Raw genomic sequence first — 16,358 nt, forward strand, 5'->3', positions numbered from 1 at the left:
GTTGTGGAATACGCTGGCGGCGACGCGTCCCCAGGGGATCGGACGGCCCGTAAGGCCGGACATGGCCGACGCGAGGAAGCCACGCCGTGCTGAACGCCTGGTTGGACGGTTTCCAAAGCCTTCTCCACTTCAAGCAGCTGCTGTTCCTGTCCCTTGGCATGATCATGGGCCTGGTGTTTGGCGCCGTGCCCGGGCTGGGGGGCACCACGGCGCTCGCCCTCCTTATGCCGCTCACCTACGGGCTGGATCCGATCACCGCCCTGGCCCTGTCGGGTGGAGTGATGGGCGCAGTGCCGATGGGCGGGTCGATCTCGGCCATCCTGCTGAATACTCCAGGCTCCGCGCCGAACGCGGCGACCTGCCTGGACGGCTATCCTCTGGCCCAACAAGGCAAGGCCGGTCTGGCCATTGGAGCCGCCGCCAGCTCCAACGCTATCGGCGGCCTGATCGGGACGGTGTCGCTGCTGGCGGTCCTGCCCCTGTCCAAGCGGCTGGTGCTGAGCTTCGGGCCGCCAGAATTCTTTCTTTTGTCAATTCTTGGCTTGGTGATGGTCGCCACCGCCTCGCGGGGCAAGATGCTGCGCGGCCTGGTGGCTGGCGGCGTCGGCTTGATGATCGCCTTCGTCGGCTTCGACCAGGTGACCGGGACCGTGCGCTACACCTTCGGCGTTCAGTACCTGTGGGACGGCGTCCACCTCGTGCCCGCCCTGATCGGCCTGTTCGCCGGCGCCGAGATGATCAAGCTGTGGATGAAGGGCGGGGTGATCTCCGGCTCGGCGTCTGGCGTGCGCATCACCCGCCTGACCGACGGCCTGCTGGAGACCTTCAAGCACTGGCCCACCGTCCTGCGCGGGTCGCTGATCGGCACGGTGGTGGGCGCGGTCCCTGGAGTCGGCGGCGTGGTCGCTTCCTTCCTGTCCTATTCGCTGACCGTCCAGGTCTCCAAGGACCCCGACAGCTTCGGCAAGGGCAACATCCAGGGCGTGATCGCGCCCGAAGCGGCCATCAACGCCAAGGACAGCAGCGCTCTGATCCCCACCATCGCCTTCGGCATCCCCGGCGGCGCGGAGATGGCGGTGTTCCTCGGCATCCTGGTCCTGCACGGCATGCAGCCGGGACCGCTGATGCTGATCAACAACCAGAAGGAAATCTATGGCCTGGTCTGGGCGCTCACGGCGTCCTGCGTGCTGGCCGGCGGTCTCGGCCTGCTGTTCGTGCGGCCCTTGTCCATGGTCACCCTGCTGCCGGCCAAGAAGCTGGCCCCGGTGGTGATGACGGTGGCCTTCATCGGGTCCTGGGCGGTCGACCAGACGATCGAGAACGTGATCCTGTCGGGCGTGTTCGCCATTCTGGGCTACGCCATGTCGCGGCTCGACTATCCGCGTCTGCCCATCGTCATCTCGCTGGTGCTGGGCGCGGGGCTGGAGCGGAACTTTCATCAGACCATGTCGATGTCCGATGGGTCGCTGGCCGTGTTCTTCACCCGCTACATCTGCCTGATCCTGGTCGCCTGCATCGCCGGCGCCCTGCTGCTCACCCCGCTGCGCTCGACCCTCAAACGGCTGTTCCCGCGGACGGTCGCCTATCCGGAGCGCCGGCCGTCATGAAAACCCTGTTCGCCACCCGCTGGGTCCACTACCTGCCCGCCCTGTTCGCTTGGCTGTTCGCGGTCGGCTTCCTGGTGCTGACCTATAGACTTCCCCCAATTGCGCGCGCCATGCCGGTGCTGGTGGGGTGGGCGACCCTGGGGCTGGCCTCGCTGGACCTGATCTCGCGCACCGGCGGCGCCTTCGGTCAGGGTCTAATGCGGGCGCTCAACCCTTCAGGCCTCAAACTCCAGGGCGATGCGGACACACTGGAACCGCGTTTCGGTCTGAAGTCGGGGATCGGCATGGTCGTGCTGCTGGTGGTCGGCTTTCTGTCCATCGGCATCCTGCTGGCCGCGCCGCTGATGATCTTCATCGCCCTGATGCTGGCCAATCGGCGTGAGCCGCTGCTGAGCGCCGCCATCGCCGCCGGAGCCACCCTGGTCATCTGGTTGTTGTTCGCTGTGCTGTTGAGACTGCAACTTTATCCCGGTTTGATTTTCGGGGGCGCGCTCTAGCCACGGGTATCCGCGCCGCCCGAACGAATCAGAAGCGCGCCTTCAGGCGCCGGTGGAGGAATTGGACATGAACGCACCTACACGCAGAGACCTACTGACCGCGGCCGGATACGGCGGGACGGCCATGCTGTTGGGGTGTTCGGCCGGAGGGGCCACGTTGTTCCCCCAGCGCGACATCAACTTCATCATTCCTTTCGCGCCCGGTGGCGGTTTCGACTCCTATGTCCGCATCCTGTTGGAGCCGATGCAGCAGTTTCTGCCGCACAAGAGCAACATCATCCCGCTCAACATAGACGGCGCTGGCGGCGGCAAGGCCACCAGCCAGCTCTTCCACGCCCGCCCGGACGGCTACAACATCAGCGTGGTCAGCATCCCCGGCGCCATCGTGCTGCAGATGCTGCAGGGGACGGCCGGCTACGACCTGAACAAGATGACCTGGCTCGGCAACATGGGCCGCGACCCCTACGGCATCGCCGTCGGCGCGGATTCCCCGATCAAATCAGTGGCCGACCTCGTCGCCCTGTCGAAAAAGCGGCCGGTCAAGTTCACCTCCACCGGGCCGGGTTCCACGGGCCGGGCCGGCACCCTGATATCCACGGAGATGCTGGGTATCCGCTCGGAAATCATCGCCGGCTATAAGGGCACCAGCGAGTACCTGGTGGCGGCCGCCCGCGGCGACGGAGACGCGGCGGTCTGTTCACTCACCGCCATGAACAGCCTGGCCAAGGCCAAGGTGATCCGCATCATCGCCTCGTTCGAGACCAAGAGCTCCATCCCGGGCGTCGCGGACGCTACCGCGCTCGGCCAGCCCGACCTGGTCCAGATCAGCCAGCTCCGCCCTGTCGCCGCCCCCCCGGGTCTGCCGACCCACATCAAGAACGTGCTCTCCACCGCACTCGACAAGGCGCTCAAGAGCCCGGGCGTGGTCGATTGGGCGCAGCGCAACGGCGCCAACCTGACCTCGGAGTCGCCCGAGCAGACGGTGCAGGCGCTGAAGGAGCAGATGGCCTTCATCGGCCACTGGAAGAAGGTCATGGGGGATCGGCTCTAGGATGCGCGCGTCCATGTCCCGGCGATGGGAGTCCGGCCGCGGACGAGCGGCCGAGGGACGGTGTTTCTGATGGATGACGCCCCGCCACGCCCCTCCGTCCACCAGATCACCGACCACGCCTACGGCCTGGAGCTGGATCACAGCCACCTGGGCGGCGAGGCGGACCACGATCACGACCAGTTCCCCGACCAGGCGCTGGAGGACAATCCGATCTGGATCGCCGACCATGTGACACTGCTCAGCGTCGGTGTGGATATCGGCTCGTCCGGCGCCCAGGTGATCTTCTCGCGCATCCATATGCGCCGGCCCGGCGAAGATCTGTCCAGCCGCTACGTCGTGGTCTCGCGCGAAGCGGTCTACATGTCGCCGGTGACGCTGACGCCGTTCGAGAGCGATCTGCGGATCAATGAGGCGGCGCTGGGCGCGATCATCGACGATGCCTTCGCCGGGGCTGGGCTGACCCCGGAACAGGTGGACACCGGGGCGGTGATCCTCACTGGCGAGGCGCTGCGGCGGGAGAATGCGGAGGCCATCTCCAAGATCCTGGCCGACCACGCCGGCGACTTCGTCTGCGCCACCGCCGGCCACCACATGGAAGCGACGCTTGCGGCTTACGGCTCGGGGGCGGCGCGCGCCTCGGCGGACCAGGGCCTGCCGATCCTGAATGTCGACATCGGCGGGGGCACCACCAAGCTGGCCTTGACCGAAGGCGGCAAGGTGCTGGCCACCGCCGCCCTGCACATCGGCGGCCGGCTGCTGGCGGTCGACGAGACCGGGCGTCTGGTCCGGCTCGATCCCGGCGGCGCGCGGCTGGCCCGTCGCTCCGGCTTTTCCTGGGCGCTCGGCGATGTGATCTCGCCCGACGACATGGACCGGCTGGCCGACAGCATGGCCGACACCCTGGTCGCCGCCCTGCGCGCGCCCTGGGCCGAGAATGCAGCCTCCGACCTGTTCCTCACCGCACTATTGCCCGAGGGCGGCCGTTACGAGGGGCTGATGTTCTCGGGCGGGGTGGCGGAATATGTCTACCGCCGCGAGACGCGCGACTTCGGCGACATGGGGCGGCGGCTGGGCGAGGCGATCCGGTGGCGGCTGGACGCCGGCGCCCTGGCGTGGCCGTTGCTGGAGGCGCAGGAAGGTATCCGCGCAACCGCCATCGGCGCCTCGGAATACTCCGTCCAGCTCAGCGGCAACACCATCTTCGTCTCGGATCGAGGCGCCTTGCTGCCGCGCCATAACCTCCAGGTGCTGCGTCCGGACGTGGTGCTGGACGGCGAGATCGATTCCGAGATCGTGGCGCAGGCCGTCGCCAGGCGCTTCGAGAGCTTCGACCTGATCGAGGGCGAACAGGACGTGGCCCTAGCCTTCCATTGGCGGGGCGACCCGGTTTACCGGCGTATCCGCGCCTTTCTGTCAGGTGTAGCGCGCGCTTTGCCGAAGACCCTGGCCAGCGGGCGACCGCTGTACCTCGTGCTCGACGCTGATCTGGGTCGCACCTTCGGCTCGGTGCTGCGCGAGGACATCGGCCTGGCCAACGAGGTCCTGGTCATCGACGGCGTGGCGCTGTGGGACTTCGACTACATCGACATCGGCAAGGTGCGACTGCCGTCCAATACGGTGCCGGTCACGGTGAAGTCGCTGGTGTTCAACGGCGGACCGGAATCCTCGGCGGAAGCCGCGCACGCCAAGGCCCATGCGCACGGGCATCACCACCCCCATTCACACTCCCATCCCCACCCCAGTTGAAGGCGAGCGTTATGGCTAAGGAAGCAATCGTATCCGAGGACATGGCGAAGAAGTTCGCCACCGAAAAGGAGACGCCCTACCTGCGCTGGGTGCGCGACGAGGGGCTGGACATCATCAGCGCCCACTATGTGCGCAACCTGAACCGGGTGGAGCTGAAGCCCTGGGCGCGCCGCGGCGGGCGCGGCATCTACATCAACCACGAGGCTTCGCGCACCTCCAACGACTGCTATGTCTGCGAAATCCCGGCCGGCGGCCAGCTCGCCCCGCACCGCCAGCTGTTCGAGGAGATGATCTATGTGCTCGACGGGCGCGGCTCGACCACGGTGTGGAACGAAGCCGGCCAGAAGCTCAGCTTCGAGTGGGGCAAGGGCTCGCTGTTCGCCATCCCGCTGAACGCCAACCATCAGCACTTCAATGGATCGGGCAAGGAGGTCGCGCGCTTCGTGGCGGTGACCAATGGGCCGGCGGTGATCAACCTGTACGAGGACTTGAATTTCGTCTTCAACACCCCCTACGACTTCAAGGAGCGGTTCTCCGGCGACCCGGAATACTTCGCCAACAAGGGCGAGCAGAAGGGCCTGTTGCTGGAGACCAACTTCGTGGCCGACGCCATCAACCTGCCGCTGATCAGCGCCAAGGAGCGCGGGGCCGGCGGCGGCCATATCCGCTTCAACATGGCCAAGGGATCGATGAACAGCCACATCTCGCAGTTCCCGATCGGCACCTACAAGAAGGGCCACGCCCACGGTCCCGGAGCCCACGTCATCATCATGAGTGGCGAGGGCTATTCGCTGATGTGGCCCGAGGGCGAGGAGCCCAAGCGCTACGATTGGGAGGTGGGCTCCATGGTGGTGCCGCCGAACCTCTGGTTCCACCAGCACTTCAACACCGGCGTGACCCCGGCCCGCTACCTGGCGTTCAAGCACGAGGTGGTCTCGATCCGTAACGCCCAGGGCGTGCCTAAGGCCTGGATCAGCCGTCGACTGGGCGGCGACCAGATCGACTATGCCGACGAGGCGCCGATCGTGCGCCAGCTGTTCACCGAGGCGCTAGCCAAGCACGGGCTGGAGCCGCGCATGGCGGAGGCCTATCAGGCCGAACTGGCGGACCTGCCGAAGGCGTCGTGAGTTCGCCCCCGGTATCCTCTCCAACTGCCCAGGCGGATCCGGAGTCGACGGCCAAGGTCGGCCTGGTGCAGCTGTTCGCCGCCTTCACGCGCATCGGTACGACTGCGTTCGGAGGCGGCATCGCCGGCTGGATGATGCGCGAGATCGTGGACAGGCGCGGCTGGATGACCGCCGACGACTTCCTGACGGGCATGGCCATGTCCCAGGCCCTGCCGGGTGTGAACGTGGTCAACCTGGCCATCTGGGTCGGCTACCGGCTGGGTGGGAGCCTGGGGGCGTTGATCGCGGCCTTGGGCATCATCTTGCCGGCGGCGGCGATGATCGCCTGCCTGGCGGGCTTCTTCAACAGCTTCGCCCACGGACACCTGGCGCATCTGGGCTTTGCGGGCGCTGCGGCGGCGGCCATCGGGCTGTCGTTGTCCATGGCGTTACGGGCCGGACGGCGCAGCCTGCGCAAGCTGGCGCCGTGTCTGGTGATGGCGGCCACCTTCGTGACGGCGGGCCTGTTGCGGGTGTCGATCATCCCTGTGGTGCTGGTGCTCGGCCCCATCAGCGTCGGCTACCAGTTCTGGCAGGGGCGCCGCGATGCGTAACCATCCCCTCGTTCAGCTCATGCTGGTGTTCACGCCGCTGTCGCTGCTGGCGTTCGGCGGTGGCCAGGCGGTGCTCACCGATGTGCGCCACCAGAGCGTCGACGTACATCACTGGGTCTCCAATTCCGAGTTCCTGAGCGACTATGTGCTGACCCGCATGGCGCCGGGACCCACCACCCTGATCGTCAGCCTCGTCGGTTGGAAGGCCTACGGCTGGCTAGGGGCGGTGACGGCGGCGGTGGCGATCTTCCTGCCGTCCTCGCTGCTGGTCTATGGCGTGGCGCACATCTGGGAGCGCCAGCGCGGCGCGCCCTGGCAGGTCCACGTGGAGCGCGGCCTGGCGCCGATCGCGGCGGGCATGCTGCTCGCCTCCTCCTACAACCTGATGCGCGCACTGGAGGGCGGCTGGGTCGCCTGGGCGGTGGCGCTGGCGGTGACGGGCGTTCTCGTGTTCAGCAAGATCAACCCGCTGCTGATGATCCTGGCTGGGGCCCTTTCCTTCCTGGCCATCGGCCATTTCTGGCGGCTGGCATGACGGGCCTGCACATCGACATCGACCTGGGTCGCGACGCCGCCGCCAACCGGCGCGCGACCTGGCTGCTGGCGGCGCTGGCCCTGGCCAACCTGGCGGCCTGGGGCTGGGCGTGGAGCGCCTTCCACGGTCGCCCGGCCATGCTGGGCCTGGCCATGCTGGCCTACACCTTCGGACTCCGTCACGCCCTGGACGCCGACCACATCGCCGCCATCGACAACGTCACCCGCAAGTTCGTGCAGGAGGGACGGCGGCCGGTAGGCGTGGGCTTCTTCTTCTCCATCGGGCATTCCACCGTGGTCGTCGCGGCCTGCATCTGTATCGCCCTGGCCTCGACCACGGTGCAGGCGCACCTGGGCGCGCTGCAGACCTTCGGGGCTGTGGCCGGGGCGCTGGTCTCGGCCAGCTTCCTGTTCACCGTGGCCACCGCCAACCTGGGCGCCCTGTTCGGCGGAGGCCGCCGGCGCACATCGGGCCACCACCACGACGACCTGCAGCCGCGAGGTCTGCTCGGACGGCTGATCCAGCCGGTGCTCGGCTTCGTGTCGAGCAGCTGGCGGATGGCGCCGGTGGGCCTGCTGTTCGGCCTGGGCTTCGACACCGCCAGCGAGGTGGGTCTGCTGGGCCTGTCAGCCGCCCATGCGTCGGGATCGACGCCGATCAGCTCGATCATGGTGTTTCCGGCCCTGTTCGCGGCCGGCATGTCGCTGCTCGACAGCATCGACTCGGTGATGATGCTCAAGGCCTACGCCTGGGCGCTCGTGAAGCCGAAGCGCAAGCTCTACTACAACCGCACGGTTACAGCGCTCTCGGTGCTGCTGGCGTTCGGCGTCGGCCTGATCGAGCTGCTGGACTTGCTGCGCTCGCGCGTCGAACTGGGCGGCCGGTTCTGGCGCCTTGTCGGCCAACTTAGCGATCATACGGAAATCATGGGCGCCGCCATCGTGGCCGTGTTCGCCCTGCTGTGGGGGGCGGCGGCCCTCCTGGCCAAGGTCCAGAACGGCAAGGAGTCCTCGATATGACTGTGCAAGACCCCGTCAAGGCCCGGGTGCTGCTCGATCCCTATCGCGATTGGGCGGAAGGCGAGGGCATCCCCATCCACCTGGACTTCGGCCACGACCTGCTGAGCCTGGAGACCGGTCCCTGGGAGCGCTACGGCGCGCGGGGCTGCTTCGCCCACACCCATGGCATGGGCGACTTCATGGCCAACTACGTGCTGGAGGTCCCGCCCGGCGGCAAGACCCGCCCGATCCGTCACCTGTACGAGGTGTTCTGCTTTGTACTGGCGGGCTATGGCTCGACCATGGTCTGGCACGCCGACGGGACCACCAGCACCTTCGAGTGGGGACCCAAGGCGCTGTTCGCCATCCCGCTGAACTGCAAGTACCAGATCTTCAACGCCCAGGGCGCTGAGCCGGTGCGGCTGTCGTGCACCAACGACGCGCCGATCACCATCAACCTCTACCACAACCTGAACTTCGTGTTCGACAACCCGTTCGACTTCCCCGAGCGGGTTGGCGCGGCCGGCTATTTCGAGGGCGAGGGCGAGCACATCTCGTTCGCGTCGAGCGAAAAGGCGGTGGTGCAGAACTTGTGGGAGACCAACTTCGTCCACGACCTGACCAGCTTCAAGCTCTACGAGCTGGAGGCGCGGGGCAAGGGCTCGTCCAACGTCATGTTCGTCCTGGCCGACGGCACCATGCACGCCCACGTCTCGGCCATCCCCAAGGGCCGCTACAAGAAGGCCCACCGCCACGCCGCCGGCACCCACGTCCACGCCGTGGACGGGGAGGGCTACACCCTGCTCTGGTTCGAGGGCGACAGCGAGTTCAAGCAGATCCCGTGGAAGCACGGTTTCATGTACACGCCGCCGTTCTGGATGTTCCACCAACACTTCAACACCTCGCCCCAGCCGGCGCGCTACCTGGCCTGCAGCCTGGGCAGTCGCCGCTATCCGTTCATCTCGCTCAGGCGCAAGAGCGCCGAGGGCTTGTTCGCCCAGTCGGTCTCCCAGGGCGGTCGCCAGATCGAATACGAGGAACAGGACCCCCGCGTGCATCGCAAGTGGCTGGAGGCGATCAAGGAGACCGGCGTCCCCTCCGAGATGGGCGAGGTGTTCGACGAGCCCGCGATCCTGGCCCTGCCGCAGGACCGGCTGACCGGGGTCATCCAGCAGCCCACCACCACCGGCCCGTCGGTCTAATGACCGGCGCGCCGTAAGGGTAAGACTGCATGCACGACGCCGAGTTCGATCACGAACACGAGGAGATATCGGACGACGACCGGGCCCAGATCGCCCGCGCCATCCGCGAGCAGGACACCGTCGAGCTGACCACCGTCGGCATCGACATCGGCAGCTCGACCTCGCACCTGATGTTCGCGCGCGTCGTGCTGCAGCGCCTGGCCGAGGCGCTGTCCAGTCGCTTCGTGGTGATCGAGCGGGCGGTGCTTTGGCGCTCGCCGATCCTGCTGACGCCCTTCCTGCCCGACGGGACCATCGACGCCGGCGCACTTCAAGCGTTCCTGGTAGGCGCCTACGCCGAGGCCGGCTTGCGGCCGGAAGACGTCGACGGTGGCGCGGTGATCCTGACGGGCGAGGCGATCAAGCGTAGCAATGCCCGCGCCATCGACGAACTGTTCGCCGCGGAGGCCGGCAAGTTCGTCTGCGCCACCGCCGGCCACAGGCTGGAGTGCATCCTGGCCGCCCACGGCTCGGGCGCGGTCGGCTTCTCGCGGCGCCGCGGACGGCGAGGACTGCACGTCGACATCGGCGGCGGCACCACCAAGCTGGCCCTGATCGACAAGGGTGAGGTGCTGAGCGTGTCGGCGTTCGCGGTCGGGGGACGGCTGGTGGCCCAGGACGCAGCGGGAGCCTGGACCCGTATCGACGACGCCGCGCGGCTGGGCGCCGCCGACCTAGGCATTGACGCCACGCCCGGCGGATTCGACTCCGCCGAGGTCCGCCGAAGCCTGGCGAAGCGCCTGGCCCAGGTGGTGATCGACCGGATCACGGGCGCGCCGATGGATGCGCTGGGCCAGGCGCTGCAACTCACTGAACCGCTCGACCGCACCTTTGAGCCCGATTTCGTCACCGTCTCGGGCGGGGTGGCCGAGTACATCTTCGGCCACGAGGTCCAGGGCCATGGCGACATCGCCGCCGACCTGGCCCAGGCGGTGGTCGAGCGCATGCGGGGCCTGTCGATCCCGCTGGTCGAGCCGTCCGAACGCATCCGCGCCACCGTGATCGGGGCGTCGCAATTCACCGTCCAAGTCAGCGGCAAGACCATCCATCTGCCCGACCCCTCCGCCCTGCCGGCCCGCAACCTGCCGGTCGTGCGCGCCGAACTGGACCTGTCGGGCGAGATCGATGTCGCGGGCATAGCCGAGGCCTTCGTCCGGGGTGCGGCGCGCATGGACCAGACCCCACACGCCCGGCTGGCCCTGGCCTTTAGCTGGCATGCGCCGCCCGAATATCTCAGGCTGGAGGCGGTGGCCCGGGCGGTGGCCATCTTCGCCGCGCCGGCTCAGGCGTCCGATCCACCGCTGTTTCTGATTATCGACGGCGACGTCGGCGGTTCGCTGGGGCGTCTGATTTCACGCCAGCCAGGCTTCGATCGTCAGCTCGTCGCGATCGACGGCGTGAACCTGCAGCACCTCGACTATGTGGACATCGGCGAGGTGCTGCAGCCGTCCGGCGTGGCCCCGGTGGTGATCAAGTCGCTGCTGTTCTCCTGACGCATCGCCGAGCCGCCGCGCCGCGTCACCGCGACTTCCAGGGCGTCGGCCTAGAATGTAGCGGTGATCTTGAAGCGGGCCGAGATCGGCTCCAGGGGATGATCCTGGTAATCCGCCATCCCCTCGACGGGTTCGCCCGGTAGTCGCGATGTATAATAGTAGGCGGCCGAGTTGGCCTGGACGTCGAATAGGTTGAAAATCTGAACTTCGGCCTTAAAGCCCTGGTTTATCTTGTAGCCCAACGTGACATTGGTCTCCGTATAGCCGGCGTCCTTCGCCGTGTTGTCCGCGGTCAGCGGATATGAGCCGAGCGCGCGTATCTCCAGGCCACCATAATAGGGGCCGAGATTGTCGAGGATCGCCCCGACCGAGCCGATGAAGCCGGGGCTGTTGGGGATATGGTTTCCGTTGAGCCCGAAGGCGGGCAGGTTTGCGCCGACGAACCGGGCGTGGCTGGCGGTGAGGTCGGCGTTCAATTCCAGGAAGGCGAAAGGGTGGTACTGCGCCGATAGCTCCACGCCCTCGCGTTCGCTGGGTGCGCTGGCCTGGTCCTGCCCTTCGTCTTGGTCGTAGATCAGCTCGGACTGCAGGTTGACGTTGAACAGGGCGATCTGCACCTTGACCTTGGGAACGAGATCGCTGCGGAGGCCGACCTCCTCGCTGTCCGCCCGCACCAGTAAGGGCGTGGCCCCGGCCGCGGCCGGAACGCCCTGGATCGGCACGGTCTGGGTGACGCCGCGCACGTCGTCGGAATGGAAACCTCGTCCGGCGCTGACGTAGAACTCCGTGCTCGCCCAGGGCCCGAAGACGAAGTTTCCCTTCGGCTGCAGCAGGGTTTGGCTGCGCGCGCCGTCAAAGTTGGATGTGCCGTCGAAACCGGGAAGCAGGCTATGGTCGTAGCCGCGGTAGTACTCCTCCCGCACGCCGATATCGGCGCGAAGCCAGTTGGTGAAACGGGTGCTGTTTTCCAGGTAGAGACCGATATCGGCGAGCTGCACCCTGTCCTCGCTGCACGCCGTGTCGCCGATCGAATAGGCGACGGCCGGCCCTGACGGCTGTTCTTCCTCGCAATAATCCAGGACCATTCGCCCTTTGGTGTGGCGCCGGTCGATGTAGATGTCGTCGTAGCGGGCCTGGATACCGATCGTGGTTCGTGTCGAAAGCGAGCCGAACCTGTGATCGAAGCTCAGGGCGGTCGCGCCGCCGGCGGTGTCGCGATTTTCGTCCTGTTGTTCCTGGTCGCCGTTGATCGGGTCGTCCAGGAAATGGGTGAAGTCGTTCCAGAGCGTCTGTTTACTATGAACGAAGTAGGCGTTGCTGGTAAAGCGCCAATCGTCGCCTTCGGTTGCGTAGTGGCCTGAGAGGCTCAAGCGCTCGTTGTGGGTTCCGTCGCTGGGATCAAGCGTCCCGAACCGGTCGATCAGGCCCTCCTGTACGGCGCGGGCGGGCTGGTCGGTCGTGAAATTCCCGGCGCCATGATAGTAGAGCAGGGTCAGATCATAGCCATTCGAGGGAACGCCGTGGCTATAGCGCAGGGCGCCGGCGTATTTCTGAAAATTATCGGAGTGGGTGAACGGCCCGTCTACATGGCTGAGGTCAAATGCGGCCAGCAAGCGGTCGTCGGGATTGAATATTTTTGTTCCGCCTAGATAGATCTCGTCGTCGTTGAGGGTTCCCCCGGCAAGAGAGATTTGATTGGGAATAATGTCGGCCAGATGCATATGGGCCGACGCCACCGCGCCGAAATCGCCTACGGACGGATAATAGGTTCCCTTAGTGTAATCCAGGGTATCGATAAGTTCCGGGATGATGAAGTTCAGGTCGGAATAGCCCTGACCATGCGCGTTGGTCGGCCGGTTTATCGGCATGTCGTCAAAGAAGTTGGCGATATCGGTGCCGTGATCCAGGTTGAAGCCGCGCGCCAGATACTGGTTGGCCTTTCCTTCGCCGGAGTGGATGGTCACGACGAGGCCGGGGACGGTCTCCAACAACTGACCCACGCGATAGGCCGGCCGCAGCTTGAGCTCCTCTTGCGTGACGCTCCCTTGACTGGCGGTGAGCGCGATACCGAGCAGATCGGATCGGGACGCCGTCACGATGACTTGGGACACCCTGTTTTGAGCGACTGCAGGCGCGACCTTCCCGATTGTGACGCCTTTCTCCTTGGCGCTTCCAGATTCCTGATCGGTCGAATGCGCTTGAGCGGCGGCTTGTGCATTCATCAGGCCGACGAAGGATAGAAGTGCAAGGGTCCTGCGCATGCTAGAGTGGAAGTTGCCGCTGGGGATGGCCTCTCGAGATGAATTCCCACCACGCTTCGGCCGTTGTTGTGCGGCTCGAACATTTATGAAATGGCGAATCCAGGGGAACGTGGCCTTCTCTAGCTTGCGCTCAGCATGACGGGGCCGATCGCCTCCGTCGTCGGCTTCTCGGCTGGCTGGCCATCCTCCTTGGGATCGCGGTGGAACAGGGCGATGCCAAGGGTCGCCAGGGCGCCCACGCTCAACGGTGCGGCTGGAACCAGCAGCAGCTCGCGCAGTGAGAGATGGGCCGCCAGCAGTTGGGCGGCGACCATGGGGCCGGCGATGGCGCCTAGACGTCCTACCCCATGTGCCCAGCCCGCGCCGTTGGATCGGATGGCGGTCGGATAGATCATCCCGGCCGACGCGCTCAGCCCAAGCTGGGACCCCAGGACCGCGTAGCCGGACAGGAAGACCAGCGCCATCAGCACAGGTTGCGACAGGTGCGGCGTGCCGATCGCCGCCACCACCGGGATGGCCAGGGCGAAGAAGGCCACCAGTCCAATGCGGCCGAACCTGTCCAGCACGCGCCCGATCGATAGGCCGCCCGCGATCCCACCGAAATAGTACATCGACGCCACCAGCGCCGCGCGTCCGGCGGACAGGCCGGCTTCGCGCATCAAGGTCGGCATCCAGCTGTTCAGGAAGAAGTTGACCATCAGGGCGGCGGCGAAGGCGACCCATAGCAGCGGCGTCACGACTTGGCGGCCGCCCTTGAACAGGTCGGCGGCGGACCCGCGTCGCGCATTTGTTTCTTCGACTATGAAGGTGGCGCCGATCGGCGGCTCCAGCCCCGGCTTCAACCGCGTGACCAGACGGCGAATCTTCGCCTCGTGTCCGCCGCGCAGGGCCATGAACTTGATCGACTCCGGCAGCCAGAGGATCAGGGCCGGCGCGATCAGGATCGGCGCCGCGCCACCGATGACGAACAACATCCGCCACTGCTGCGGGGGCACGACCGTGCTGATCAGCGCCGGCGCCAGACCGCCGAATGTGAGACCCAGAAAGGTGAGGACAGTGAAGGTGGCCCGTAGCCGCCGGGGCGAGAATTCCTGGTTCAGCGCCGTCACGTTGGGCAGCAGGCCGCCCAGCCCCACGCCGACCATGAAGCGAAACGCCTCCAACTGCCATAAGGCGGTGATGTGGGAGCAGGCGAGGCTGAAGACGCCATAGATCAGGCTGGCGGCGATGATGGCGCGCTTGCGTCCGAACCGGTCGCCCAGGAAGCCAAACGCGGGGGCGCCGAACAACATGCCGAACAGGCCCATGCTGAAGACGACGCCCATGGCGGCATGCTTGATCTTCAGCGCGTGCATGACCCCGTCGGCAGCGTAGGTCGTGGCCGAAAGATCGTAGCCGTCGGACAGCATGACCAGGAAGGTCAGACCGATGACCTGGACGCAGAGCCAGCCCAGCTTCTGTTCGTTGACGAGCTTGGTGATGTCTACGACATCGGTCGCCATGTTCCATCCCTTGGTTTTCTTGTTGTCGTCGGCCGGTTATTCGCTGGAGACGAGAGCCTCCGCATCGGCGCGTTGGGGCGTCCAGGTCCGACCCACGCCTTCGCTGGCCGGGAAGATCAGGGACTTGATGACCACCGGCACCGCGCCCGAACCGGCGAGGATGGAGCCGATGTCGACATAGTCGAAGGCCTTCAGGTCGAGCCCGTCGATGGACAGGATGGCGTTGGAAAGCTTCAGCTCTTCGCGAAAGTGCATCCCGATCAGGCCGCCGAGATCCTGGTCGCCGACCAGCACCAGGGGATGGCCCTGAGACAGGTTGGCCTGCAAACCCTCCAGCAGTCCACGGCATAGGGCGTCGAGCCGGTGGAAGGTGGCCGAGCCCTGCCAGCGGATGAAGACCGCTACCGGCCCGTCGACCGTGGACAGGTCCAGCCGGTCGAACTCGGTCTTGAGCGCGGTGGCGATGGCGCGGGGGGAAAGCACCTCCTCGGCCAACGGCAGGTTCGCCGCCACCACCGGGAGGTTGCGCTGGGGCAGGGCGTCGTCGGAGGAGACGTAGATGGTGCTGCCGCTGACCTGGACGGTGTACTGCGAGGCGCCGATCACCGTGGCCCGGATGGTTTCCGCCGGGACCTGGGGCTCCAGCCCAAGGGTGTCCACGCGCTTGCGGATCGCCGCGCCGAGCCGGGGCCCGAGATCGCCGAACTGGCCCTGCTGGCGGCCGTAGAGATATTCCGACACCCCGCCGGAGAAGCTGATCACGCTGAACGAGTGTGGGCCCGACAGGGGCGCCAGGCGGTGCAGGTCGGTGGCCGCGCCCTCGACATGCGTCCCTTGGATGGCGTCCATCAGCCGGTCGGCCATGTGGTCGGCCAGCCGGTCAAGCACGCCCGGTCCGGGGGCCTGGCCGATGGCGAGCTCGACACCCAGGTCGACGGCCAGCTTGCGGCCGGCCTCTTCCAGCCTGACCACGCGCCCCTCGCCGTCCAGGCACACGAGCCGGGCGCCGATGTCCACGGCGGTGAGGTCGATCACCTCGCCCTTGACGCACACGGCGATCTTGGAGGTGCCGCCGCCGATGTCGACATTGATCACCGTGGTCGCATCGCGGATGGAGCGGGAGACCGCGCCGGAACCGTGGGCGGCCATGATGGTCTCGAGGTTATCGCCTGCACTCACCGCCACCAGCTTGCCCGCCTGGCCGGCGAACAACTCGCCGATATTGCGGGCGTTGCGACGGCGCACCGCCACCCCGGTCAAGACCAGGGCGCCGGTGTCCACGTCGTTGGGCGTCAGCCCCGCCCAGGCGAATTCGTCGGCGAAGAATTCGCGCAGCGCGTCGGCGTCGATCAGGCCCTCGGCGGTGTAAGGGGTCAGCAGGATGCGCGACTGGTGCACGATCTCGCGCGAGACCACGACATAGCGGCTGTCGAAGCGCTCCAGCACGATGCGCGAAAACACTAGGTGCGAGGTCGCCGAACCGATGTCCACGCCGATGCTGAGGAGGCGAAGCTCGTCCTCTTCGGTCATCACGCGCTTGGTCGCGGAGAAGAAGACTCTCCCGTTATCGGCCTCGTCCGTAGACATGAGGGTGCTGTTCCTGCTGACCGGTAAGGCTCTACTACTCTGCGACGTTTGTGACTTTAGCGCCGGGGATGTACCAGTCTGGGTGCATGCGGTTTTCGACGCCGTTGTTCTTCAGGGTCT

13 protein-coding genes are annotated in these 16,358 nt (G+C 66.4%); 10 read left to right on the forward strand and 3 right to left on the reverse strand.

Annotated elements, in window-relative coordinates; all coding sequences use genetic code 11:
• The first annotated feature begins 86 nt into the window (after nt 1–86).
• From GSQ87_RS04295 to GSQ87_RS04340, 10 genes are all read left to right on the forward strand, one after another.
• Entirely contained in the window at nt 87–1,607 is a 1,521-nt protein-coding gene (locus GSQ87_RS04295; protein ID WP_158913548.1) for a tripartite tricarboxylate transporter permease, read from the forward strand.
• Nucleotides 1,604–2,104, forward strand: coding sequence for a tripartite tricarboxylate transporter TctB family protein (locus GSQ87_RS04300; protein ID WP_158913550.1), 501 nt, complete (start codon nt 1,604–1,606; stop codon nt 2,102–2,104). Before GSQ87_RS04295 ends, GSQ87_RS04300 begins: the two co-directional genes overlap by 4 nt.
• Before the next feature lie 67 nt (nt 2,105–2,171).
• Entirely contained in the window at nt 2,172–3,155 is a 984-nt protein-coding gene (locus tag GSQ87_RS04305) for a tripartite tricarboxylate transporter substrate binding protein (protein WP_158913552.1), read from the forward strand.
• Nucleotides 3,156–3,224: 69 nt separating this feature from the next.
• A complete protein-coding gene (locus tag GSQ87_RS04310) occupies nt 3,225–4,901 on the forward strand; it encodes an ethanolamine ammonia-lyase reactivating factor EutA (RefSeq protein ID WP_158913554.1) in 1,677 nt (558 codons plus the stop codon).
• Between the two features lie 11 nt (nt 4,902–4,912).
• Complete coding sequence (locus tag GSQ87_RS04315; RefSeq protein WP_158913555.1) at nt 4,913–6,028, forward strand: cupin domain-containing protein; 1,116 nt, start codon at nt 4,913–4,915, stop codon at nt 6,026–6,028.
• Entirely contained in the window at nt 6,025–6,621 is a 597-nt protein-coding gene (locus GSQ87_RS04320) for a chromate transporter (protein WP_216838983.1), read from the forward strand. Before GSQ87_RS04315 ends, GSQ87_RS04320 begins: the two co-directional genes overlap by 4 nt.
• Nucleotides 6,614–7,156: a chromate transporter gene (locus GSQ87_RS04325; RefSeq protein WP_158913557.1), complete on the forward strand. Its 543-nt coding sequence runs from the start codon at nt 6,614–6,616 to the stop codon at nt 7,154–7,156. The genes GSQ87_RS04320 and GSQ87_RS04325 overlap by 8 nt, the downstream gene beginning before the upstream one ends.
• Nucleotides 7,153–8,175 carry a HoxN/HupN/NixA family nickel/cobalt transporter gene (locus GSQ87_RS04330; RefSeq protein WP_158913559.1) on the forward strand — a complete coding sequence of 341 codons (1,023 nt, stop codon included), beginning with the start codon at nt 7,153–7,155 and terminating at the stop codon, nt 8,173–8,175. The genes GSQ87_RS04325 and GSQ87_RS04330 overlap by 4 nt, the downstream gene beginning before the upstream one ends.
• Nucleotides 8,172–9,356: a hypothetical protein gene (locus tag GSQ87_RS04335; RefSeq protein WP_216838985.1), complete on the forward strand. Its 1,185-nt coding sequence runs from the start codon at nt 8,172–8,174 to the stop codon at nt 9,354–9,356. The genes GSQ87_RS04330 and GSQ87_RS04335 overlap by 4 nt, the downstream gene beginning before the upstream one ends.
• A 29-nt stretch (nt 9,357–9,385) precedes the next feature.
• Nucleotides 9,386–10,888, forward strand: a complete 1,503-nt coding sequence (locus GSQ87_RS04340) for an ethanolamine ammonia-lyase reactivating factor EutA (RefSeq protein WP_216838987.1) — start codon at nt 9,386–9,388, stop codon at nt 10,886–10,888.
• 50 nt (nt 10,889–10,938) lie between these two features.
• Here GSQ87_RS04340 and GSQ87_RS04345 read toward each other — a convergent pair whose 3' ends face one another.
• From GSQ87_RS04345 to GSQ87_RS04355, 3 genes are all read right to left on the reverse strand, one after another.
• Nucleotides 10,939–12,999: a TonB-dependent receptor gene (locus GSQ87_RS04345; RefSeq protein ID WP_216838989.1), complete on the reverse strand. Its 2,061-nt coding sequence runs from the start codon at nt 12,997–12,999 to the stop codon at nt 10,939–10,941.
• Between the two features lie 269 nt (nt 13,000–13,268).
• A complete protein-coding gene (locus GSQ87_RS04350) occupies nt 13,269–14,651 on the reverse strand; it encodes an MFS transporter (protein ID WP_158913563.1) in 1,383 nt (460 codons plus the stop codon).
• 36 nt (nt 14,652–14,687) lie between these two features.
• Nucleotides 14,688–16,238 carry an ethanolamine ammonia-lyase reactivating factor EutA gene (locus GSQ87_RS04355; protein ID WP_158913566.1) on the reverse strand — a complete coding sequence of 517 codons (1,551 nt, stop codon included), beginning with the start codon at nt 16,236–16,238 and terminating at the stop codon, nt 14,688–14,690.
• Nucleotides 16,239–16,358: the final 120 nt, after the last annotated feature.

This window comes from Caulobacter sp. S45, assembly GCF_009765965.1.
Lineage (GTDB): Bacteria > Pseudomonadota > Alphaproteobacteria > Caulobacterales > Caulobacteraceae > CAHJWH01.

Coding starts and splice junctions, on each gene's coding strand:
- GSQ87_RS04300 (WP_158913550.1), top strand. CDS start 1,604: ATGAAAACCCTGTTCGCCACCCGCTGGGTCCACTACCTGCCCGCCCTG.
- GSQ87_RS04305 (WP_158913552.1), top strand. CDS start 2,172: ATGAACGCACCTACACGCAGAGACCTACTGACCGCGGCCGGATACGGC.
- GSQ87_RS04310 (WP_158913554.1), top strand. CDS start 3,225: ATGGATGACGCCCCGCCACGCCCCTCCGTCCACCAGATCACCGACCAC.
- GSQ87_RS04315 (WP_158913555.1), top strand. CDS start 4,913: ATGGCTAAGGAAGCAATCGTATCCGAGGACATGGCGAAGAAGTTCGCC.
- GSQ87_RS04325 (WP_158913557.1), top strand. CDS start 6,614: ATGCGTAACCATCCCCTCGTTCAGCTCATGCTGGTGTTCACGCCGCTG.
- GSQ87_RS04330 (WP_158913559.1), top strand. CDS start 7,153: ATGACGGGCCTGCACATCGACATCGACCTGGGTCGCGACGCCGCCGCC.
- GSQ87_RS04335 (WP_216838985.1), top strand. CDS start 8,172: ATGACTGTGCAAGACCCCGTCAAGGCCCGGGTGCTGCTCGATCCCTAT.
- GSQ87_RS04340 (WP_216838987.1), top strand. CDS start 9,386: ATGCACGACGCCGAGTTCGATCACGAACACGAGGAGATATCGGACGAC.
- GSQ87_RS04350 (WP_158913563.1), bottom strand. CDS start 14,651: ATGGCGACCGATGTCGTAGACATCACCAAGCTCGTCAACGAACAGAAG.
- GSQ87_RS04355 (WP_158913566.1), bottom strand. CDS start 16,238: ATGTCTACGGACGAGGCCGATAACGGGAGAGTCTTCTTCTCCGCGACC.